Raw genomic sequence first — 21,035 nt, 5'->3', positions numbered from 1 at the left:
ACGCGGTCAACGTCGACGTGGCCGCCGAGCACGGGGTGTGGCGACGGATCGCCGGGTTCGTCGGCCGGCGTCCCCGCGCGGTGTGGCTGGCCACGGCGGCGGCGCTGGTCGCGCTGAGCTTCGGCATGCTCAACCTGAGCATCGGGCTGCCGAACGACGGGTACTTCACCAAGGAGGTCGGCTCGGTCACCGGCCAGCGGATGATCGAGGCGCACTTCCCGAGGGGTTCTGTCGCCCCGGCCGAGATCCTGGCCGCCGCCGGCCCGGCCGAGCAGGTGGTGGCCGCCGCCCGTACCGTGCCGGGGGTGGCCGAGGTCGGCGAGCCGCAATCCTCCCGCGACGGCCGCTGGGTACGCATCGCGGCGGTCCTGGCCGACACGCCCGACAGCGACGCGGCGCTGGACACCGTCGACCGGCTGCGCGCGGCGGTGCACGCCGTGCCGGGTGCGCAGGCCCTCGTCGGCAGGGACACCGCGCAGCTGCTCGACACCGGGCGGACGGTCGACCGGGACAACCGGCTGGTGATGCCGCTGCTGCTGGCGGTCGTACTCGTCATCCTGGTGCTGCTGCTGCGGGCGCTGGTCGCGCCGCTGCTGTTGCTGGCCAGCGTGGTCCTGTCGTACGCCGCCGCGCTGGGCGCGGCCGGGCTGATCCTCGCCGCGATGGGGCATGCCGCGCTGTGGGACGGGATCCCGCTGCAGACGTTCCTGTTCCTCGTCGCCCTCGGCGTGGACTACACCATTTTCCTCAGCACCCGGGCCCGGGAGGAGACCGTCCGGCTCGGGCACCGGCAGGGTGTGCTGTACGCGTTGACCGTGACCGGCGGGGTGATCACCAGCGCGGGGGTGGTCCTGGCGGCCACGTTCGGCGCGCTGAGCGTGCTGCCGCTGGTGCCGTCCGTCCAGACGGCCGTGATCATCGGCGTCGGGGTGCTGCTCGACACGTTCCTGGTCCGCAGTCTGCTCGTCCCGGCGCTGGCGCTGCACCTCGGTGCCCGCACCTGGTGGCCGAGCGCCCTGGCCCGGCCCGCAGTCCGGCCGGTCGCGGCCCCGCCGGCCGAGCGGGTACCGGCGGCGTCGTAGCAGCCGGCGGGAGTGTTCCCGGGCGCTGGCCGTACCCGTGCAGGTACGGCTAGCGCCCGGATCTGTCGGCGCGGCCTCGCCGCTCGGGGTTACGCAGTCACCGAGGCGATGAAGCCGACGAGGTTCGCCACGGTCCGCTGGATCTTCTCCTCCAGGCTGAGCGACTCGTGGAGCCGCGCGCCGGCCCCGGCGTCCTTCTTGCCGCGCAGGTAGAGGGAGCAGGCCAGGTCGCTGCAGAAATATGTGCCCACGGAGTTGCCCTGCTGCCCGGCTTTCCCTGCCTTCCGGGCGACCATCAGCGAGACGCCGCCGCCGGGCGCGGTAAGGCAGATCGCGCACATGCTGCGTCGTGGCTGCCGGGCGGTGGGGGTGGGGCAGCGCAGCGCGAGGGCCGCCGGCCGATCGTCCAGGACGGCGACCAGGTAGGCGCGGTCGGGCGCCCGCGGATCTCGCCAGCCAAGGTAGTCCAGGTCGTCCCAGGGCCGGTCGGCCAGGTCGCGCGGGACGGTCAGGCGCTTCGCCTCGCCCTTGCTGCAGTTCACGAAGGCGGCACGGATGTCCTGCTCGGTGAGGGGTGTCATGAGAGGCCAGGTTAATTTGCCTAAACCCTTTCGGCAACTGCATAATCACTTTCGGCAGTCGAGAGGGGGAGCATGGCACGCGCAGGGCTGACCGCGGAACTCCTGACCCGGGCGGGCGCTGAGCTCGCCGACGAGGTCGGCTTCGACCAGGTGACCGTCTCGGCGCTCGCCCGGCGCTTCGACGTGGCGGTCGCGAGCCTCTACTCGCACGTACGAAACTCTCAAGACCTCCGGACCAGGATCGCCCTGCTCGCCCTGGACGAGATGGCCGCCCTCGCCGCCGACGCTCTCGCCGGTCGGGCCGGCCGGGACGCCCTGACCGCCCTCGCCAACGTCTACCGGGACTACGCCCGGGAGCACCCCGGCCGCTACACCGCGGCCCGTCTCCGGCTCGACCCGGCGACGGCGGCCGCCAGTGCCGGCGGTCGGCACGCCCAGCTGACCCGAGCGATCCTGCGCGGCTACGACCTGACGGAGCCGGACCAGACGCACGCCGTCCGACTGTTGGGCAGCGTCATCCACGGCTACATCAGCTTGGAGCTGGACGGCGGGTTCGGCCACAGCGCCCCGGACACCGCGGAGACCTGGGCACGGATCATGGACGCCCTCGACGCCCTGCTGTGCAACTGGCCGACACCCCCGAGCGCTGCCTAGGCCAAGCTCCGGTGGCCTCAGCCCGCCACCCTGGCCTCAGCTGCCCGGCAGGCGGATCGGCACTCGCCACCCGGGCGGCGGTTCGGGTGGGTGCGGCGGGCGGCGGCGCTCCGACCGCACCACGGCCCACAGCCAGAGGAGCCCGATCACGGCCACGATCACGAAACCGATCCATTCCAGCAGGGTGGCCAGCAACACCTGGCCACCGGTGGGGTGGACGATCCGGCCGTGGCGCACCACTCCCCCGGTGAACAGCAGGGTCAGGTACAACGCGATCACCCGCATGCCGTCCCAGAAGGCGTGCAGCAGGGACACACCGAGGTAGGCCAGGACGAGCCGGCCGGTGATCACGAAGTGTTCCCGGGTGCTGGACGAGAAGAGCACCCCGCCGAGGATCGCCGTCCACAGGCCGTGCCCGAACGGGCTGATCACGCTGCGCAGCACTTCGGTCGCCACCAGCTGGCCCACCGACAGCCCGTGGGAGGTGAACAGCGCGGTGAAGGAGTACCCGGCGGTTTCCAGGGCCGCGAAGCCGAACCCGACCGACGCACCGAGGATGACGCCGTCGCGGGTCGCCTTCTGATGCAGGTGCCGGGTCAGGAAGGCCAGCACCGCGAGCTTCACGGCCTCCTCGATGAGTCCCACGCCGAGGAACAGCCACACCGACGACGTACGCAGCAGGTAGGACTCGAGCAGTGAGGCGGCCAGCACGCCGACCACCCCGCCGGCGATGAACGTGTTCAAAATCAGGCCGGGGGTGACTTCGCCGGTTTCCCGACGCTCGAAGGCCCAGGCCACGAACGTCACCGGCACCAGGAAGCTGCCCACCAGCACCAGGGTCGGCACCAGGTTGGGGTTGCCGGTCGCGAAGATGATCAACACGGTGGCCAGCCACAGCACCAGGCCGACCCAGAAGATCCGCAGCCACGCTCGCCGCCGCACGACCGGGGGCGGCGGTTGGGGGTACGACTCTGCCACCGCCGCCTCCTCGGAACTCGTTCGCGGCCTCCGGCGCCGCTCACGTTCTGAGGGCCCGCGCTCCCAGCGTAAAGGTGTGCGTAACGCGCAAAAGGGGCGTTGCGAAATCAGCCGGCGACTCCCCGGAACCGGCGGCAGGCGGGCGGAAAGCTCCATAGCCTGGCAGGTGGAAGCACGTCGGGTAGCTGTCGGGAGGCATCGTGGCCAACGCGATCAGGGACGCTCTCGAGGGCGTCAACGAAATCGAGCTCACCACGACCGGGCGCAAGACCGGACGGCAGATCTCGCACCCGGTGTGGTTCGTACAGGAGGAAGACAGCGTCTTCCTGGTCCCGGTGACCGGCTCGAACAGCCACTGGTACAGGAACGTCCGGCAGACGCCGATGATCCAGCTGGCCGCCAACGGCACGGCGTTGAGTTCGAGCGCGACCCCGATCACGGAATCGGACCGGGTCCGGCACATCGTGCAGCTGTTCCGCGACAAGTACGGCGCGAACAAGGTGGAGGCCTATTACCCGAAGCGGGACGTCGCCGTCCAGGTCCCCCTCGGGTAGCCAACGCTCAGCTGACGCGGGGCGGCGATGGTGCGCGCGCACCGTCACCGCGCCACGGTAGACGCCTTCCCGCGCGGCGCCCGGCCCCGCCACCACGAACGCAGCCCCCACCCGATCAGCACCGCCGAGACGAGGCCCGGCCCGCAGTGGACCGCCAGCACGCCGGCCAGGCTCGGGCCGCCCCAGTCCTCCCGGTAGCTGACGGGATCGGTCATGTCGATCACGAACGGCTCGACGGCGGCGCGAGCTATCAGATACAGCCCGAGCAGCGCCCCGAAGCCCGTCACAATCTTCCTCATGGACGCGAGGCTAGGAAGCGAACCCCCAGCCCCGCGTCACTCTCCGGTATCACCCGCGCCCTCATACCAGCGTGTGGGTGCGGTAGGGCTCACTCGTTGCGGGCCGTCTCCGGGCCGGTGATCCGGCGCAACAGCGGCAGGGTCAGGGCGACGATGCCCAGCGACACGGCCAGCCCGCCGGCGACCATGAGATAGAACGACCGGCCCGGCGCCAGCAGCGTGTAGCCCAGCTGCGCCCGCAGGAACAGGTGCGCGGCCAGGAAGCCCATCCCGATCGCCACCGCCGCCACGAGCAGCAGCGGTACGACGGTCTCCAGCGCGACCACCCCGCGCAGCGTACGCAGCTGCATCCCGGTGAGCCGCAGCATGCTGAACGGCCGTTTCCGGTCGCTGAGCCCGCCGGCCACGCTGACGGCCAGGCTGCAGCCGGCGATCGGCAGGCTGGCCAGCATGATCACGTTGGCCAGCTGCTGGTACTGGTTCATCTGCCGGCGGGAGTTCGACTCCCACTCGCCGACGCTCGCCGGGAAGCGCCCGAGCGGGAACGTGTTGATCAGCATGGTCCGGGCCTGCTCAAACGCGGAGCGGCTGGTCGTGTTGACGACCACCGACCGGATCGGCTGCCGGTCGACCTCCACGGGAGAGATGTCGGCGGCACCCCAGACGTAGCTGTCGCTGGTCAGGTCCCACGCACGCATGCCGATGAGGTCGTCGGGCACGGCCACGACCTGCGCGCCGGCGGGGCAGCTGCCGAACACGGCCAAACGGTCCAGCTCGGCGCACGTGATGACGCCTGGCCACCACGCTCGATAGCTGGCGGATTCGGAATCCGTCGGCTTCGACCGAACCTCGACCGGTGGGCGGTCGACAGGATTGGCGTGGACCACGGTCACGCTGCGCACCCCGGGGATCGTGCTGAGCCCGGCCGGGATCTGGTCTGCGGTCGGCGCGGGGCCATCCTCGCGCCAGAACACCTTCGCCAGTGAGGTGGCGGCCACCGAGTCGGTGCGCGGTGCGCCGCGGTTGGCGACGTACGTGGTGATCGTGCCGGTGGCCACGCTGGTCACGAAAAGCGCCACGATCAGCCCGCTGACCGACCGGAAGCCGGCCTGCGGGTTGTCTGCGAGGCGTCGCCCGGCGATGAGCGTGGCGGCTCGGCTGGCCCGCCCGGCCAGCACCCGGGCACCGATCATCGTCAGCCACGGCCCGGCCAGCACGAGCCCGATCATGATCAGCACAAACCCGGAGAGGTACGCGGTGATCTGGCCGTTGACCGTCGGGGGCCGCCGGCCGATGAAGTACGCCATCTCGGCGAGCCCGGCGACCAGCGGGACCAGCCGCCAGGCGTGCGGCGGCTTCGGGGTGACCCGTCGGCTCACGCCCAGCGGCGAGATCTGCACCCGGCGCAGCGCCCGCCAGGAGGCCACGACGGCACCGAGCGGTACGCCGAGCGCGATCGCCAGGATGTCAACGATCGTGAGCGACAGGTCGCCGGGGAAGAACGGTTCGCCGGTGAACGGGATGATGGCGAGTCCCGGCCGGGCGGCGAAGAACACGCCGAACCCGACGGCGACGCCCACCGAGGCGGCGAGGGTCGACTCCACGGCCGAGATGAGGGAGATCTGCCGTGGGGTGGCGCCGACCAGCCGCATCGCGGCGAAGCGCTGCTCCCGGCGGGTGGCGGCCAACCGGGTCGCGGTGCCGATGAAGATGAGCACCGGGAACAGCAGCGCGGCGGCGACGACGGAGAGCACGAGCGTCATGCCGGCCTGGTTGATCCCGATGGGGCAGCCGTTGCTGCAGTGGCTCGGCGAGAGGGTGTTGATCTGGGGGACCTTCCGGGCCCCGAGCGGCTCCAACTCTGCCGGGGTGCGGCCGATGACGATCAGCAGCGAGTCGGGCGAGGGCAGCGCCGCCGCGCCGATGGTGCCGATCTCGTGGCCGGGGAAGCGGTCGCCGAGTTCCGCGGCCGGGGTGGCCCGCAGCAGCTCGCCGAGGGCGGGCGAGACGAAGTACTCGCCCGGCCCGGGCAGGTGCGCGATGCCCGGCGGTACGGGCGCGTCCGGGCCCTCCACCGCGACGTCCAGCCGGCCGATGGACCGGCCGTGGTAATAGTCCTCCTGCAGCAGCCACCACAGCGGGCCGGCCGACGCCTCGGGGGAGTCCGCCGGGACGGTGGAGGTGTTGAGCCAGCCGTACCGCTCGTTCTGCGCGCCGACCGCGTTCATGCCGGCAAGCGTGGTCAGGAGCATGCCGACGCCGAGCGCCACCGCGGCGGCGATGATGACGAGCCGGGCGGCGGCCTCCCGCCCGCCGGCCAGGGACAGTCGCAGACCGAACCGGATCATGAGAGCACCAGCGCGTTCACCTTGCCGTCGCGCACGATGACCTGCCGGTCGGCGTACGCGGCGACGCGGGCCTCGTGGGTGACCAGCACGACGGTCGTGCCCTCCTCGCGCGCCGAGGCGACCAGCAGGTCCATGACCTGCTCGCCGGTGAGCGAGTCGAGCGCCCCGGTCGGCTCGTCGGCGAAGAGCGCCCCGGGCCGGGCGACCAGGCCACGGGCCAGCGCGACCCGTTGCGCCTGACCGCCGGAGAGCTCGCCGGAGCGGCGGCGTTCCAGCCCGGCCAGGCCGAGCCGCTCGAACCAGGGCCGCGCCTGCTTGAGTGCGGCGGCCCGCTTGACGCCGCCGAGCAGCAGCGGCAGCGCGACGTTCTCCTCGGCGGTCAACTCTGGTACGAGCTGCCCGAACTGGAACACGAAACCGAACTGGTCGCGGCGCAGCATGCTGCGCTCGTGCTCGCTCAGCGTGTCGATCCGGCGGCCGTCGAAGTGGATCTCGCCCGCGTCGGGGACCAGGATCCCGGCCAGGCAGTGCAGCAGGGTCGACTTGCCGGAGCCGCTGGGGCCCATGATGGCGACGATCTCGCCCGGGGCCACCGAGACGCTGGCCCCCCGCAGCGCCGGCGTCTCGCCGAAGGAGAGCACGACGTCGCGCGCCTCGATCGTCTTCATCGCTTTACCACCTTCCGGAGGGTGTCCAGCCGGGCGATCGTGGTGTCGATCCAACGCAGGTCGGCGTCCAGGTGGAACAGGCCGTGGTCGGCCAGCATGGCGTCGACCAGGTCGCCGGTGCGCCGCAGGTCGGTGAGCTCCTTCATCCGCCGCAGGTGGGTGGCGCGCTGCATGTCGAGGTATTCCTCGGCGGGGCGGTCGAGCATGAGGGCCAGCACGACCTTGGTGAACAGCACGCTCTGCAGGTTGGGCTCGGCGTCGACCGGCTCGGTCAGCCACGACTCGAACTCGGTCGCGCCCCGGTCGGTGATGACGTAGCGCTTGCGCTCGGGGCCGACGCCCGGCTCGACCTCGCCGACCACGATCTTGCCGTCGCGGGTGAGCCGGCCGAGGGTCGCGTAGACCTGGCCGAACGGCAGCGGCTTGCCCCGGCTGAAGAAGGAGTCGTAGTCGCGTTTCAGGTCGTAGCCGTGGCTGGGCTCGCGTTCGAGCAGGCCGAGCAGGGTCATGGGTACGCTCATGCCGACACCCTACCCTGAGCGTATACCCCGCGTATATATACCCGGCGTGCACGCCGCTGCACGACGTCGATTACCACTCGCCACAACCGAAAGGGGTGCTGGGCCACTCCTAGTGTTGGGGGGAGGCCGGGTTGCGGAGTGAACGAGAGTACGTCGAGTACGTCCAGGCACGCATGTCGTGGCTGCGGCGGCTGGCGTACCGGTTGTGTGGGCAGTGGTCGGCCGCAGACGACCTGGTACAGGAGTGCCTCGTCGCGCTGTACCGCCATTGGCGCAAGGCATCGGCAGCGGATTCCCTCGACGGCTACGTCCGGACGATGCTGGTGCACGCCTACCTGGCCGAGCGGGAGCGATCGTGGACCCGCCGGGTTCGGCCCGTGGCCGACGTGACCGGCCCCCCGACCGCACCGCTGGCCGGCACCGAGCACCGGGTCGACCTGCTGGCCGCGCTCACGAAGCTGTCCCGAGGGCAGCGCGCGGTGCTGGTCCTGCGCTACTGGGAGGACCTTGACGTCGCGCAGACCGCCGCCGCACTGGGCTGCTCGACCGGGACCGTCAAGAGCCAGACCTCGTACGCCATCGCGGCGCTGCGCCGCCTGCTGCCGAACTACCTGCCGGGAGGGTCGGACACGCTATGAGAGAACTGTTCGTCACCCTGCCGGACGACCCGCCGCCGTTGCCGCCCGGCTACCTGGACACCGTGCTCACCCGGGGCCGCCGCGCGGTCCGCCGCCAGCGGGTCGCCACGGCTGCGGCAGCAACGATCGTCGTACTCCTCTTGGCCGTGCTGGTCTTACCCGGCGTCCCGCTTCCCGGCCAGACCGCGGCCTCGTCGGCGAAGCCGAGCCTGCCCGACCGCTTCGCCGGGTATTCGATGCTCACCAGCACCGTCGCGAAGGCCCCGCCCGGCCGCGCGATCGCCCTCTACGGCTACGGCAACGGCGAGACGTTCAACATGTTCCAGCCGTTGGTCGTCGGGGCCGACGGGGACACGTACCGGCGCGTCGACGCCATGGAGGAGCGGGGCGGCCCGTCAACGCTGCTCGCCCCGGACGGCACCCGCGTGCTGCTCGGCGACGATCGCGGCGCGACCCGCGACCTGATACTCGTCGACCTGACCACCGGCAAGCGCCGGTCGATCCCGCTCGGCGACCCGGTCGGCGTACGGCTGCTGGCCTGGTCCCCCGACGGCCGCCACGTCGCGTACAGCGCCGCGCCCATCCACCACTACGACGAGTACGAGAGCGTCGACGGCGAGGTCGCCCGCACCGGCACGCTGCGGCTGCTCGACCTGTCGACCGGGCGCAGCACCGAGGTGCCGGCGATCAAACCGGCGTGGACGGCGGCGTTCGCGCCGGACAGTCGCCGGCTCGCCGTGCAGGTCGGTCAGACGGCCCACCTCATCGACCTCGACGGCAGCGAGTACGGCACCGTTCCCATTCAGGACAGACGCGAGCTGGCCGCCGACGTCGGCTGGTCGCCGGACGGCACGTTCCTCGCCACCGTGCCCTGGATCTCCGAGGGACCATCCAACGGCGGCGACACCCATCACACCTTCCTCTACGAGCTCGGCGACGTCGAGTTCGTGCCCCTCGCCGACGCCGGCGCGCCACCGACGGGGGTCCGGGGCGTCGCGCGACTGCTCGGCTGGCGCTCGGCGAGCAGCGTGCTCGTCGCGGTCTTCAACGACGCGGGTCACGCGGCGCTGGTCGAGGTGCAGCTCGACACCGGCACCCGCCAAACCTTGTCCCGCTTCGACACCGGCTCCACCTGCGAGCTGGGCATGCAGCATTGCCAGATCACCGACCTGCACCTCGCCACCGGCCTGCTGCCTGACCTGACCGTCCGCAGCGCCGGCCGCCCGCAGCGCGGCCCCTGGCCGCTGCTATTGGACGCCGTCATCGCCGCTGTCGTCCTCGGCGCCGCGTTCCTGGTGTGGCGCAGGACCCGCCCGTAGCGGCATCTGTTGTGCTTGTCTCCTACCAGGTCGCGGCGCACGGTCGCATGGCTGAAGGCGAAAGGGACGGTGGCGCGGTGCGGACCAACCGACTGGAGGCGTTCAGTGACGGCGTGCTCGCCATCATCATCACGATCATGGTGCTGGAGCTGAAGGTCCCAAGAGGTCACGACCTCACCGCCCTCATCCACACGACCGGCGTCGGGCTGCTGACCTACCTCCTCACCTTCGTCTATGTCGGCATCTACTGGAACAACCACCACCACATGTTCCACCTGGTACGGCAGGTCAGTGGCGGTGTGCTGTGGGCGAACCTGGGGCTGCTGTTCTGCCTGTCGCTGTTCCCGTTGACGACGGCCTGGCTCGACGACTCAAGGTTCGAACCGACCCCGGTCGTCATCTACGGCCTGAACCTGCTCAGCGCGGCCATCGCGTACTTCGTGCTGCAGACGGTGATCATTCGGCAGCAGGGACCGGCGTCGGTGCTGCGGCAGGCCATCGGCGCCGACATCAAGGGCAAGGTCTCCCCGGTGCTCTACGTCGCCGGGATCCTCAGCGCCCTGCTGATCGACCGGAGCGGGCGCATCGGAGTCGGGCTCGCCCTGGCGTGTTTCATCGCCGTGGCGATCATGTGGGTCGTACCCGACCGCCGCATCGACCGCGTCGTCCGCCAGCACGAGAAAACTGACTAGGCGGGGCGGGCGGCAGGTGCCGCCCGCCCCGCCGCGCTCAGGCCTCGCCCGGCCCCTCGTTGACCCGCCGCACATCGACCTCGACGTCGATGCCGTGGTCGACGAAGACCTGGATGAAGCGCTTGCCCCACTCCACCGCCTCCTCCTTCGACCGCACGTCCAGCAGCGCGAACCCGGCGATGAGTTCCTTGGTCTCGGTGAACGGCCCGTCGGTGATGGTGGTCTTGCCCTTGGCGGCGGTGATCCGCGACGCGTCCTCCTTGCTGCTCTTGCACAGCCCCTCGCCCGCGAGCAGCACCCCCGCCTTGGCCACCTCCTCGATGAAGCTGCCCATCTGCTTGATGAAGTCGGGGCTCGGGTCAAAGGCGCCCGGAGTGTTCTCGTCCAGCTTGTGCATCAGCATGTACCGCATCTCAGTGATTCCTTTCGGTAAGGGTGTGAACGGACACCGCAGTGAGCCAGCCGAAGACGAAGACCGAGCCAATGACCATCCGGATGCTGATGCTGCCCTCGTCGGGCCAGGCCATCACGACCACGGTCGCCAGCGCGCACAGCACCGAGCACAGGGCCCAGCCCCGCTCGCGCAGCCGCTGGAAGCGGCGGGCGAACACCAGGCAGGCGATGGTGAGCGACCCGAACGCCAGCATCGCCCCGACGCCGTGGCCGACGGAGTGCCAGCTCATCGTCTCCGGGGCGCCCTCGGGGGCGCCAGCCGGCCAACCCATGCTCGGGTCGGCCCGCAGCACCCCGGCCACGACCAGCCCGACGCCGTAGACCGCCACCAGCAACGGCCCCCATGTCTCCGCCGGACCGCCGCGCAACGCCCTCCGTAGCCCGACGGCACCGGCCAGGGCCAGCAGCCCGGATACGACGAAGTTGGCGATTTGGATCCAGCCGTAGTCGCCGAGGGCGAGCAGACTCAGCGGTTGCCGGCTCACGTCGAAGCCGTCGCGGGTGAGCACCTGCGCGAAGGACAACCCCAGCCACAGCGGCCCAGCAGCGGCCCCTGCGGCAAGCAGCCTGGCGGTCGGAACGCGCCGGGTCGCACCGGCCCGCGTCAGCGTCACACTGGTCATCTCGATCTCCCTGTCATCGGTTCTCACTGACACGTCGATCGGGTCGCCCCGGATCCGACATCCCGTTTCAAGATTTTTTACGAACGACAGGCGGCCGCCCGGTCCAGCAGCAGCACCCGCTCGCGGGCGTTGCCGGTGAGCGACGCCGCCCGCTCGAACTCGACTCGGGCCTCGTCGTGCCGGCCGAGCCGGGCGAGCAGGTCACCGAGCACGCTGGGCAGCAGGTGGTAGGAGGCCAGCGCCGGGTCGTCCGCCAACGCGTGGGCCAGGGCCAGACCGGCGGCGGGCCCGTCGGCCTGGGCGACGGCGACGGCCCGGTTCAACTCCACCACCGGTGAGGGCACCAGCCGGGCCAGCTCCGCGTACCAGGTGGCGATCCGCGCCCAGTCGGTCTCCTCCGGGGTACGCGCCCGCGCGTGGCACGCCGCGATCTCGGCCTGCACGACGTACGGGCCGGGCTGGCCGCCGGCGCGGGCCCGGTCGAGCGCGGCGAGGCCCCGCCGGATGAGCAGCTGGTCCCAGCGGCTGCGGTCCTGATCGTTGAGCAGGATCGGCGCGCCGTCGGGGCCGGTGCGGGCGGACGTACGCGACGCCTGGATCTCCAACAACGCGGCCAGCCCGTGCACCTCGGGTTCCTCGGGCATCAGCCCTTGCAGCAGCCGGGCCAGCCGCAACGCCTCCTGACACAGGGCCGGGCGCATCCAGTCGTCCCCGGCGGTGGCCGCGTACCCCTCGTTGAAAATCAGGTAGACGACCTCGAGCACCGAGTCGAGGCGCTCGGCGCGCTCGGCCGTGCCGGGCACCTCGAACGGCACGTGGGCGGTGGCGAGGGTCTGCTTGGCGCGGGTGATCCGCTGCCCCACCGCGGACTCGGAGGCGAGGAAGGCGCGGGCGATCTCGCCGGCGGTCAGGCCACCGAGCAGCCGCAGGGTCAGCGCCGCCCGGGCGATCGGCGAGAGCACCGGGTGGCAGGCCACGAAGATCAGCCGCAGCAGGTCATCCTCGATCCGATCCTCGACGGCAGCATCGAAGTCCGGGGTGACCTGCTCGTCGAGGTCCCGGCCGAGCTCGGCGAGCGTACGCTGCTGGGTTTGCCGGCGGCGCAGCGTGTCGACGGCGCGGCGCTTGCCGACGGTCATCAGCCACGCGCCGGGATTGGCCGGCACCCCGTCGCGCGGCCACTGTTCGAGGGCGGCGACCAGGGCGTCCTGGGCCAACTCCTCGGCCTGGCCGACGTCCCGAACGATCGCCGCGATGCCGGCGACGACGCGCCCGGCCTCCATCCGCCACACCGCCTCGACGGTGCGCCGTACCTCGGACTCACCCATCAGCCCATCACACCAGCCCGTCCGACGTTTGTCGGCACCCGCAGTCCACGTGTCGCCGGGTGAGGATGACCGCGAGGCCGTGCCGACGCCATCACGGCGTCGGCACCGGCCTCCACCCCTGTCGGCTACCTGCAGGCGACGGAGATGATCGCGTTCACGGCGTCGGCGCGCAGAGGTACGACCTGGGTGACGCGTCCGGCCAGGTCAACGACCTGCACCCCCGACCCCTTGCGATCGTCAAGCCAGTTGCGAAGGACGAGATGCTCGTCGTCGGCCCAGGCGATGAACTCGCCGGAGAACGGGATGGTCTGCTGGGCGGCGCCGGTGGCCGTCGCGACGATCCTGATAGGGGCATCCTGGCGAAGGTCCTGCAGGGCGATCCGGGTCCCGTCAGGGGAGAACGCCTGCGCCGAATAAAGCACGGCGGTCGCCGGGATGGTGCGCTTCAGCTTCCCCGAGCGGTTGTAGAAGCGGATCTCGGTCACCTGGTCGGGCAGGCTCTCGCTGCCAGCGCTCCGCGACACCGTGAGCGCGACCTCGTTACCGCCGGGCGCCCAGACGAAGTCCTGTGCGCCGGTGTTGCCGCCGGCGTAGAAGTTGAGCTTGACGAAGGTGTCCTTCAGGGTCGCCGCGTCGACGATCGCGAAGCCCTTGTCGTGCTGGCGCTCGCGTACGGTGAACAGAATTTCCTTGCCGTCGGGCGACCAGCTGCCCTCGTCGCTGCCGTAGCTGTCGATCCACCGCACGCGATCCAGGTTGGCCGGATCGAGAATCCCCCAGCGCAACGGGCTGGCCGGCGTGTCCTCGCCCCGGCGGACCAGCACCCGGGATCCGTCCGGAGACGGGACCACGGTCCGGTATGGCAGTTCGACGTACTCGCCGGTCGCATCGTCGCGCAGCAGCGAGTCCCGCGGCGGCTGCGCGCCGGTAAAGCTGTAGGCGGTCACGACCTGCGAACAGGTCGGTGAGCCGACGCCGAACTGTGCGTTCTGCCCGCCCGGTGAGCCAGCCCTGAGCGGCTCGTTCTGCCCGCCCGCCGCCCGAATCCCCAACGGCGCTGCGGCGGCGACGAGCGCCACGAGCGCGCCGGTGGTCAGGCCCACGCGCACGCGGCCCTGACGACGGACCCGGCGTACGACGGCGGGCGCGACACCGACCGGTGGAGGTGCCTCGCTGATCTGTTCGAACGCGTCGCGCAGTGCCTGATCCAGCTGGGTGGTCATCGCCTGGTCTCCTGTAAGTCAAGGCTGTTGAGGTCTGGGCAGAGGGTGCGTAGCCGACTGAGGGCCCGCACGATCTGGCTGCGGACTGTCGCCGGTTTGCAGCCGAGCAGCCGCGCGATCTCGTCGTCGGGAACGTCCTCGAAATAGCGCAGCACGAGCACCGCACGCTGCTTCGGCGCGAGCCGGCGCAGCGCGTCCTGCAACGCCATGCTCAGATCGAGCTGGGCGGTGCGGTCCGGCGCCGACCGGTTGTCCGGGACCCGGTCCGTGGTCAGTTCGCGGCCGCGCCCCGGCCGCCGCCACCAGCTCACCTGCTGGCGGTACATGGCGCTGCGCAGGTACGCCTCCGGCGACCCATGAATGTGTTTCCAGCGCCGAAGGGCCTTGGCCAGGACCGTCTGGAGCAGATCTTCCGCCTGGTGTCGGTTCCCGGTCAGGGCCAGTGCCGTGCGGAACAGCACGTGCGACCGGGACTCGACGAAGGAGACGAAGTCCCGCTCGGTTTCAACGTCCATCTGACCCCCGCCCAAGGTGCCTATCCGCACGCTCGCACCCGTGCTCGCGTTGCTCGTTCATGCCCGTACAGACGCCGGCCGGGCCGTCGCTGCTGCTGCTCGGCGACGAAAAATTCTGACGCACCCACGACCGGCACCGGGGCAGTTGACGGGCTTGCCTTTGAATAACGGGCAGAAGCGATATGCCGCTGAGGCATGAACATGCCCCAGCGGCATTGAAGTGTCGTAGGTCGTTCTTAACCTGGCCCGGTCCGACGAACTACAGGGGGCAACGTGCTCGACCACTTCTCCGTTCAGGTGCGCGACCTGCCGGCCAGCGCCGCCTTCTACGACAAGGTGCTCGCCCCGCTGGGCGGCCGCCGAATCATGGAACCTGGCCCGATCGGCTACGGCGTCGACCGCCCCGACTTCTGGCTGGTGCCCGCAACGGCCGGCACCGAGCCGCTGGAGGCGCACATCGCCTTCACCGCCCCGGACCGGGCCGCGGTGCAGGCGTTCCACGAGGCTGCGGTCGCGGCCGGCGCGGAGGTGCTGCACGCGCCCCGGGTCTGGCCGGAGTACCACCCGGCCTACTTCGGCGCGTTCGTCCGGGACCCGGACGGCAACAACGTCGAGGCCGTCTGCCACCGCCCGGAGTAGTCGACAGCGGGCCTGCGGGCGGTCACCGCAGCGGATCGTGGGTGCCGCGCGGCACATGTGGCTTGCAGCGGCGTACCCGGTCGGCGGCCATCCGCCCGCCCACCCCGAGGCCGTACCTCTCCACCGCCGCGAGCCCGTACGCACTACACGTCGGCCTGTAGCGGCACCGGCCGGGCCAGCGGTGGGACAGCCACCGCCGGTAGCCGAGAATGGCGGCCCGGCCCGCGCGGTCCACGGCGGGCGTGCGGGTGGTGGTGGCGGCGACCGAGCCGAGGGTCAGCAACAGCGAGAAAAAGCCGAAATCGCAGCAGTCCGGGCCGTCGCAGTCGCAGACATCGCAGATGTCGGGCTCGGTGAACTCCTTCTTCTCGTCGCGCTGTTTGCGCTCCAGGCTGAACACGCCGACATGATGCGACACCGGTGCCACCGTCCAGGGTGGCGTGGCAGCGGCAAGACGTCAGGCAGCTGGTTCGGCCTGGCCGCTCGTGTCCACGCAAACACACCTCATGATCATCCGCCGAGCCGACTGAATCGGGCTCGATGAGATCGGGTTCAGGGCCTCGGTGCCCCCTAGCGTCGGTGGTGGAAGAGGAAGGAGCATCGGGTGTTGGAGCGGTTGAACCAGGCGATGGACCACCTCGAACGGCACCTCGACCAGCCGGTCGAGGTCGCCGACCTGGCGCGGATCGCGTGCGTGTCGGAGCACCACTTCCGGCGGCTGTTCTCCGCCCTGGCCGGCATCCCGCTCTCGGAGTACGTGCGCCGGCGGCGGCTCACCGTCGCCGGCGCGGAGGTCCTCGCCGGGAAGGTGCCGCTGCTCGACGTCGCGGTCCGCTGGGGGTACGGGTCGAACGAGGCCTTCGCCCGGGCGTTCCGGGCCGTGCACGGCGTAGGCCCGGGCGAGGCCCGACGTACGGGGGCGACGCTGCGGTCGCAGCCCCGGATGTCCTTCCGGCTCATCGTGGAAGGGAGCAGCAGCATGCAGTATCGGATCGTGGAGAAGGACGCCTTCCGCCTGGTCGGGCGCAAGGCCAGGGTCCCGCTTGTGCACGAGGGGATGAATCCGGCCATCGTGGCGTTCGTCAAGGGCATCGACCGGGAGACCGTACGCCGGATCGAGGCGCTGTCGGACCAGGAGCCGCACGGCGTCGTCAACGTCAGCGACGGCCTGGCAGGCGACCGGGCGGAGGGCAGCGAGTTGGACTACTGGTTCGGGGTGGTGACCGGCGCGGACGCACCGGAGGACCTGGACGGCCTGCTGGTCGCGGCCGGCTCGTGGGCGGTGTTCCAGGCCTCCGGGGCGTTCCCGCAGGCGGTGCAGTATCTGTGGCGGGATGTGTTCACCCAGTGGTTCCCGTCCAATCCGTACGAGAGCCGCCCGGGCCCGGAGCTCTCGAAGGTGCGGGTGGCGGCGGACGGTACGCAGGCCGACGCGGAGTTGTGGATTCCGGTCCGGCGGGTCTGACGATCACTCGTCGGCGGGCCAGGCGCGGCGTACGGCGTCGAGGGCGGTTTCCTGGTCGGCGCCGAGCAGCCGCGCCTGCCGCAGGTAGGCGGCCGCGTGCCGGTCGAGCGCTTGGCGGCGTTCGTCGGCGGACGACGCGGGTGCCTGGTCCGCCACGCGGGTGCCGCCGCCGCGCCGGGATCTGACCAGCCCGGCGGTCTCCAGCTCGCGGTAGGTGCGGGCGACGGTGCCGACGGCGAGGCCGAGGTCGCCGGCGAGCTGCCGCAGCGGTGGCAGCCGGTCGCCGGGCTGGAGGGCTCCGGTGTGGATCAGGTCGGCCAGTTGTCGGCGTAGCTGCTCGTACGGGGGTGTGGGGTCCTGCGTGTCGACGCGCAGGGTCGGGGCGCTCACGCCGGCACCGGGGTGGGCCGGTCGGCGTGGGGGCCGGGGTTCAGGACGGCGACCGCGCTCCAGCCCAGCAGGGCGGTCCAGGCCGGGATGAGCAGGAACAGCACCCAGGCGGTGGCCGTCCACCATGCCGGCCGGCACGGGTTGGACAGCAGCCCGGACGCGGTGAACAGGGAGACCCCGATGAGTGGGATGGTGACCAGCACGCCGCAGGCGCCGGTGACGGCGGCGGCGGAGCGGCGCCGCTCGGCGTCGTCGCGCAGCAGGTCACCGGCGGGGTCCTGCGGGCGGGGACGCCCGACGAGCCGGTACATCGCCAGCGCGGCGATCAGCACGCCGAGGCCGACCACCAGGGCGAGCGGAAAACTGTAGAAGGAGCCGGCCCATGGGCCGTGGGAGCCGCCGGCGAACTCGCCGCAGTCGTAAGCCAGGGAGCGCCCGGCGCGGCCGAGGTCGTCGGCGGAGCCGGCGGCGGTGGTCGCAATCAGCAGGACGGCCAGTGCACCGGCGGCGGCGGTCACCGCCCGGATCGGTCGACGTGGCAGGTAGTGGCGGACCTGCCGGGTCTCCAGAGCGGCCTGGCGGGCGGCGCCGGCGGGGCGGACGACGACTCGACTCTCGCCCGCCACCACCCCGGCCAGCACGCAGAGCCCGAACAGGGGCGCGGCCAGCAGAACGCCGCGTCCCAGTGGGTCTTGGCCGGCGGCGACGGCGGCGACCGTCGCCCCGACGGTCAGGCCGGCCCACCGCCAGCGCCGGGTGGTGCGCCGGATGTGCTCGGTCGCGGGTTCGCCCGTTGCGGACGGGCCGGCCAGCGCGACGCCGAGCAGTGGCAGCAGTAGAAGTCCCAGAATCACCGTGACCGGCACAACGACACTCCCCTTTGTATCAAACGCTTGACACAAGAAAGCATGACCGGACGGCATGTTTGTGTCAAGGAGTTGATACAAGAGGCGTCAGTCAGGCAGGCACACCCGGTCCGCCTCGGCGGCGGCCCGACCGAGGCAGGCGGGCACGTCGGCCGCGTGGTAGGGGTGCTCGCTCGGCTCGATGCCGGCGAGGAACATCGCGTACACGGCGGCCAGCCGCAACGGCGCGACCGGGCGGAGCAAATCGACGGCGCGTTCCGGGTCGCTGCCGGGCAGGTCGGCCCGCCAGCGGGCGGCCCAGGCGTCGAGCAGCGGCGCGGCGGCGGACGGGGCGAGGGTCTCGGTGAGGCGCAGGATGTCGAAGGCGGGGTGCCCGACGAACGAGTCGGCCCAGTCGATGACCGCCTGCCGCCGGCCGTCGCCGCGCACGTTGCCGGGATGCAGGTCGCCGTGGACGAGGGTGTCGGGCAGTCCGCAGTCGCGTACCTGGTCAAGCCGCTCATCGAGGTCGGCGAGCAGGTCGGCGACGACGGAGACGTCGTGCGGGGCGAGCCAACGGCGGATCCAGGCGGCCAGGGCCGGCCCGCGCAGGTCGGGTACGCCGGCCGCGACCAGCGCGTCGGCGTGGTCGACGGCGCGGAGTTGAAGCACGTGGTGGTCGGCGGCGATGGCGGCGCGTTCGGCGTCGTCAGCGGCGTAGCGGTCCTCGCCGGGCACGTGGTCGAGCAGGATCCGGCCGGTGTCGTCGGCGGCGAGCAGGGCCGGGGCGGTGCCGGGCACGGTGGTGGCGAGCCAGCGCAGCACGGCGGCCTCGTGCCGGAAGAACCCGGGCACCTGTTTGAGCCAGGCGCTGCCGTGCTCGCCGTCGAGCCGCCAGATCGCCGACAGGTTCCAGGTGCGGTGCTGGGCGGTGGCGGTCACCGGCCGGCCGAGGCGGTGCAGCTCGCCGGCGGCCCAGGCGAGGCTGCGGGCCGGGCCGCCGGGCTGCGCCCAAGGGGCGCGCAGCGGGTGCGGTGACAGGTCCACCGACACCGGTTCCAGGGGTACGGCCGGAGGCGTGGTGACCTGGCCGAGGTAGGTGAGGTGGCCGCCGGGCGGTTCGGGCCGGTCAGCGGCGAGCAGCCGCAGCACGGCCACGTCGACGCCGTGGTGGTGACGGACCCCGCCGACGATCGCGCCGACCTGCTGCCACCACGGCTCCGGCACCTCGAACGGGGGCAGGGCGCCGAGCGGCGCGCCGGCATCGTCGACCAGGACGAGAGTGATCATGCGGGACACGACGCGACGGTAGCGGGGGCCGCCCCCGAGCCGCATCGGGGGTCGTCGTTCCGGGACGGGTAGGGGGCGGACCCGGATGTCCGGCACGCGTCCCGCTGACAGCCTGAGGAAATGACCCTCAACGATGCCCGGCCGGCCGGGCGTGCCGCGTACCTCTGGCTACGCCCGGTGGCCGTGACCGCGTCGCTGCTGCTGTTCGGCTACGGCGTACTGCGTCTGATCGGTGGCCTGGGCGGGCACCGCGACAAGTCGGCGTGGCCCTGGATGATCGGGCACACCCTGTTCCTGTTCGGCATCGTCGCGTTCGGAGCGGTGATCGTGGGCCTGCACGGGCTGTTGCGCGCCACCTCGTCCCCGCTGCGGGCGGTCGACGACGTGGCGGCGGTGGCCGGCCTGATCGGCGGGGTCGGCTTCGGATGGGTGATCCTCGGCGACCTGTTTCCCCGGTTCGCCGACGCGGTGAACCCGCCCGGCCTGGTACTGACGGGCGGGCCGATGCTGTTCGAGCTGGGCCTGCTCACCCTGCTGTTTCGCGCGGCCTTCGTACGGCTGCTGCCAGTCTGGAGCCCGGTGCTGGTGCTGGTCGGGTTCGCGGCGATCGCGGTGAAGCTGGACCTGCTGCCGGTCGGCGCCGCCCTGGTCCTCGCCGGCGTGCTCCCCCTCGGCGGTTCCCGACCTCGTTGAGCCGTCAGGTCCAGACGGTGCGGCGGAAGCCCCGATGGCCGGTGCACGAGTCGCGCTGCCCACCGGTCAGGCTGACCGTCCCGTCGTGGCACTGCACCAGCCAGCCAGGGCCGGACCAGAAGTCGGGTACGCAGTCGAACCAGTCACAGACTTCCCGGGCCGGCATGCGGATCCGTTGACCGCCGCAGAAGTCGTACCCGTAGGGGTTGGCCGGGGCGCCGCAGCGCGACTCGGCGACCGGTCGCGACGGTTCGGCCGTGGGCGCGGCGCGGCTGCGGTGGGGCTTCGGCGAGGTGCTCTTGTCGACCTGCACCGCGGGGGCGACCGGTGGCGGGGCGGGCGCGGCGGTGGACGCCGGGGTGGCGGCGGCGGCCCGCTCGGAGCCGGGCCGCACCGGCGGGTCGGACTCGAAGAGCATCGCCGGCACGATCAACGCGAGGGCCGCGCCGACCGCGACGGTACGCCGGCCGCCCGGTACCCGCGCCGTGATCCGGGCCTGCGCCGGGGTGAGGATGGCCGGCCGGGCCGGCTGCGCCGCGGCGTGTTCCTCGATCAGCTCGTCGAGCTGGGCGACGACCGCCGCCCGCTGCTCGATCGCGTCGGCGAAGGCCAGGGTCAGCTTGAACCGGAAGTCGGCCACCGCGCCGGTGGGCAGCAGCAGCCCGGACGTACGCCGCCGGTCCAGGACCTGGATCAGCGTCACCGGCGCGCCCGGGTCGTGCGACAGCCCGGTCATCCTCCCGTACGCCCAGTCGCGTCGGCCTCGCCCGCCGAGCAGCACCAGCCGCCGGTTGGTGAGCACGGCCAGCCCGGCATCGGCGACCCGTACCCCCTCGGGGCGACGCGGGCGCAGCACCGGCGGGTCGGGCTCGACGGTCAGCTCGGGGGCCGGCAGCACGGCGCTGTGCCGTACCTCGACCAGTTGCGCGGCCGGCAGCGTCCAGAAGACCACTTCGCCGGGGGTGAGTTCCATCGGCAGGCCCGCGCCGGCCTCGGCCGAGCCGTGGAAGGAGACGGCGAGGGTACGCAGCCGCCGCAGCTCGTCGTCGCGGTGTCGCCACGCCTCGTCGGCCGCATGGAAGGTGCGCAGCCGCCGGTCGTTCTGTCGGTGCGCCCATCGGTAGCGCCATGTGGAACCCGTCGAATCAGTCATCGCCACGCCGACTCCTCTGCCGCGCGAGCCCACCTGGGTTTGTCATACCTGTCAACTGTCGTGAAGGGCTGGATAGACACGCGA

25 protein-coding genes are annotated in these 21,035 nt (G+C 71.8%); 9 read left to right on the top strand and 16 right to left on the bottom strand.

Annotation, left to right across the window (positions count from 1 at the left end; translation table 11 throughout):
• Positions 1–17: 17 nt before the first annotated feature.
• On the top strand, positions 18–1,082 hold the full coding sequence (locus AB0C02_RS07335) for an MMPL family transporter (RefSeq protein WP_357542153.1): 1,065 nt from the start codon (positions 18–20) through the stop codon (positions 1,080–1,082).
• An 89-nt stretch (positions 1,083–1,171) separates the two neighbouring features.
• On the opposite strand, the gene AB0C02_RS07330 is transcribed toward AB0C02_RS07335, so the two are convergent.
• Positions 1,172–1,663, bottom strand: coding sequence for an FBP domain-containing protein (locus AB0C02_RS07330; RefSeq protein WP_357542151.1), 492 nt, complete (start codon positions 1,661–1,663; stop codon positions 1,172–1,174).
• A gap of 72 nt (positions 1,664–1,735) precedes the next feature.
• Between AB0C02_RS07330 and AB0C02_RS07325 the strand changes: the two genes are divergently transcribed.
• Entirely contained in the window at positions 1,736–2,317 is a 582-nt protein-coding gene (locus tag AB0C02_RS07325) for a WHG domain-containing protein (protein ID WP_357542150.1), read from the top strand.
• Positions 2,318–2,353: 36 nt separating this feature from the next.
• Here the strand turns inward: AB0C02_RS07325 and AB0C02_RS07320 are convergent, their stop codons facing one another.
• Entirely contained in the window at positions 2,354–3,295 is a 942-nt protein-coding gene (locus tag AB0C02_RS07320; protein WP_357542149.1) for a PrsW family glutamic-type intramembrane protease, read from the bottom strand.
• Positions 3,296–3,495: 200 nt separating this feature from the next.
• Here AB0C02_RS07320 and AB0C02_RS07315 point away from each other — a divergent pair, with 200 nt between their 5' ends.
• Positions 3,496–3,849, top strand: a complete 354-nt coding sequence (locus AB0C02_RS07315; RefSeq protein WP_357542147.1) for a nitroreductase/quinone reductase family protein — start codon at positions 3,496–3,498, stop codon at positions 3,847–3,849.
• Positions 3,850–3,893: 44 nt separating this feature from the next.
• Here the strand turns inward: AB0C02_RS07315 and AB0C02_RS07310 are convergent, their stop codons facing one another.
• The 4 genes from AB0C02_RS07310 to AB0C02_RS07295 all read right to left on the bottom strand — a co-directional run bounded on the left by AB0C02_RS07310 (position 3,894) and on the right by AB0C02_RS07295 (position 7,685).
• Entirely contained in the window at positions 3,894–4,148 is a 255-nt protein-coding gene (locus AB0C02_RS07310; RefSeq protein ID WP_357542145.1) for a hypothetical protein, read from the bottom strand.
• Between the two features lie 89 nt (positions 4,149–4,237).
• Positions 4,238–6,496 carry an FtsX-like permease family protein gene (locus tag AB0C02_RS07305; protein WP_357542143.1) on the bottom strand — a complete coding sequence of 753 codons (2,259 nt, stop codon included), beginning with the start codon at positions 6,494–6,496 and terminating at the stop codon, positions 4,238–4,240.
• Positions 6,493–7,164 (bottom strand): ABC transporter ATP-binding protein, encoded by a 672-nt coding sequence (locus tag AB0C02_RS07300; protein ID WP_357542141.1) that lies wholly within the window; start codon positions 7,162–7,164, stop codon positions 6,493–6,495. The genes AB0C02_RS07305 and AB0C02_RS07300 overlap by 4 nt, the downstream gene beginning before the upstream one ends.
• The gene (locus AB0C02_RS07295) at positions 7,161–7,685 is read right to left on the bottom strand and encodes a PadR family transcriptional regulator (RefSeq protein ID WP_357542139.1); all 525 of its coding nucleotides are present in this window, start codon (positions 7,683–7,685) and stop codon (positions 7,161–7,163) included. Before AB0C02_RS07295 ends, AB0C02_RS07300 begins: the two co-directional genes overlap by 4 nt.
• A 131-nt stretch (positions 7,686–7,816) precedes the next feature.
• Between AB0C02_RS07295 and AB0C02_RS07290 the strand changes: the two genes are divergently transcribed.
• The 3 genes from AB0C02_RS07290 (at position 7,817) to AB0C02_RS07280 (ending at position 10,334) form a co-directional block, all read left to right on the top strand.
• The gene (locus AB0C02_RS07290; protein ID WP_357542137.1) at positions 7,817–8,323 is read left to right on the top strand and encodes a SigE family RNA polymerase sigma factor; all 507 of its coding nucleotides are present in this window, start codon (positions 7,817–7,819) and stop codon (positions 8,321–8,323) included.
• Positions 8,320–9,642, top strand: coding sequence for a hypothetical protein (locus AB0C02_RS07285; protein WP_357542135.1), 1,323 nt, complete (start codon positions 8,320–8,322; stop codon positions 9,640–9,642). Before AB0C02_RS07290 ends, AB0C02_RS07285 begins: the two co-directional genes overlap by 4 nt.
• A 77-nt stretch (positions 9,643–9,719) precedes the next feature.
• Positions 9,720–10,334, top strand: a complete 615-nt coding sequence (locus tag AB0C02_RS07280; RefSeq protein ID WP_357542133.1) for a TMEM175 family protein — start codon at positions 9,720–9,722, stop codon at positions 10,332–10,334.
• A 37-nt stretch (positions 10,335–10,371) separates the two neighbouring features.
• Here the strand turns inward: AB0C02_RS07280 and AB0C02_RS07275 are convergent, their stop codons facing one another.
• The 5 genes from AB0C02_RS07275 to AB0C02_RS07255 all read right to left on the bottom strand — a co-directional run bounded on the left by AB0C02_RS07275 (position 10,372) and on the right by AB0C02_RS07255 (position 14,476).
• Complete coding sequence (locus AB0C02_RS07275) at positions 10,372–10,746, bottom strand: YciI family protein (RefSeq protein ID WP_357542131.1); 375 nt, start codon at positions 10,744–10,746, stop codon at positions 10,372–10,374.
• 1 nt (position 10,747) lies between these two features.
• Positions 10,748–11,410, bottom strand: coding sequence for a DUF998 domain-containing protein (locus AB0C02_RS07270; RefSeq protein ID WP_357542129.1), 663 nt, complete (start codon positions 11,408–11,410; stop codon positions 10,748–10,750).
• Positions 11,411–11,487: 77 nt separating this feature from the next.
• On the bottom strand, positions 11,488–12,738 hold the full coding sequence (locus AB0C02_RS07265; protein ID WP_357542127.1) for an RNA polymerase sigma factor: 1,251 nt from the start codon (positions 12,736–12,738) through the stop codon (positions 11,488–11,490).
• Between the two features lie 125 nt (positions 12,739–12,863).
• A complete protein-coding gene (locus tag AB0C02_RS07260) occupies positions 12,864–13,961 on the bottom strand; it encodes a hypothetical protein (protein WP_357542125.1) in 1,098 nt (365 codons plus the stop codon).
• Positions 13,958–14,476 (bottom strand): SigE family RNA polymerase sigma factor, encoded by a 519-nt coding sequence (locus AB0C02_RS07255; RefSeq protein ID WP_357542123.1) that lies wholly within the window; start codon positions 14,474–14,476, stop codon positions 13,958–13,960. Before AB0C02_RS07255 ends, AB0C02_RS07260 begins: the two co-directional genes overlap by 4 nt.
• Before the next feature lie 273 nt (positions 14,477–14,749).
• Here AB0C02_RS07255 and AB0C02_RS07250 point away from each other — a divergent pair, with 273 nt between their 5' ends.
• A complete protein-coding gene (locus tag AB0C02_RS07250; protein WP_357542121.1) occupies positions 14,750–15,115 on the top strand; it encodes a VOC family protein in 366 nt (121 codons plus the stop codon).
• Positions 15,116–15,137: 22 nt separating this feature from the next.
• On the opposite strand, the gene yidD is transcribed toward AB0C02_RS07250, so the two are convergent.
• A complete protein-coding gene (yidD, locus tag AB0C02_RS07245; RefSeq protein ID WP_357542119.1) occupies positions 15,138–15,515 on the bottom strand; it encodes a membrane protein insertion efficiency factor YidD in 378 nt (125 codons plus the stop codon).
• Between the two features lie 204 nt (positions 15,516–15,719).
• Here yidD and AB0C02_RS07240 point away from each other — a divergent pair, with 204 nt between their 5' ends.
• Positions 15,720–16,580, top strand: a complete 861-nt coding sequence (locus AB0C02_RS07240; protein WP_357542117.1) for an AraC family transcriptional regulator — start codon at positions 15,720–15,722, stop codon at positions 16,578–16,580.
• 3 nt (positions 16,581–16,583) lie between these two features.
• Here AB0C02_RS07240 and AB0C02_RS07235 read toward each other — a convergent pair whose 3' ends face one another.
• The 3 genes from AB0C02_RS07235 to AB0C02_RS07225 form a co-directional block, all read right to left on the bottom strand.
• Positions 16,584–16,970 (bottom strand): GntR family transcriptional regulator, encoded by a 387-nt coding sequence (locus AB0C02_RS07235; protein ID WP_357542115.1) that lies wholly within the window; start codon positions 16,968–16,970, stop codon positions 16,584–16,586.
• Positions 16,967–17,836, bottom strand: a complete 870-nt coding sequence (locus AB0C02_RS07230) for a hypothetical protein (RefSeq protein WP_357542113.1) — start codon at positions 17,834–17,836, stop codon at positions 16,967–16,969. Before AB0C02_RS07230 ends, AB0C02_RS07235 begins: the two co-directional genes overlap by 4 nt.
• Positions 17,837–17,923: 87 nt before the next feature.
• Positions 17,924–19,105, bottom strand: coding sequence for an aminoglycoside phosphotransferase family protein (locus tag AB0C02_RS07225; RefSeq protein WP_357542376.1), 1,182 nt, complete (start codon positions 19,103–19,105; stop codon positions 17,924–17,926).
• A 120-nt stretch (positions 19,106–19,225) separates the two neighbouring features.
• Here AB0C02_RS07225 and AB0C02_RS07220 point away from each other — a divergent pair, with 120 nt between their 5' ends.
• On the top strand, positions 19,226–19,798 hold the full coding sequence (locus AB0C02_RS07220; RefSeq protein ID WP_357542111.1) for a hypothetical protein: 573 nt from the start codon (positions 19,226–19,228) through the stop codon (positions 19,796–19,798).
• A gap of 4 nt (positions 19,799–19,802) precedes the next feature.
• On the opposite strand, the gene AB0C02_RS07215 is transcribed toward AB0C02_RS07220, so the two are convergent.
• Entirely contained in the window at positions 19,803–20,957 is a 1,155-nt protein-coding gene (locus AB0C02_RS07215) for a hypothetical protein (RefSeq protein ID WP_357542109.1), read from the bottom strand.
• Positions 20,958–21,035 lie beyond the last annotated feature (78 nt).

It is taken from the genome of Micromonospora sp. NPDC048999 (assembly GCF_040649295.1).
Taxonomy (GTDB): domain Bacteria; phylum Actinomycetota; class Actinomycetes; order Mycobacteriales; family Micromonosporaceae; genus Micromonospora.
Note: the sequence above shows the minus strand (reverse complement) of the source record. Positions and strands in the feature narration are given on the sequence as shown.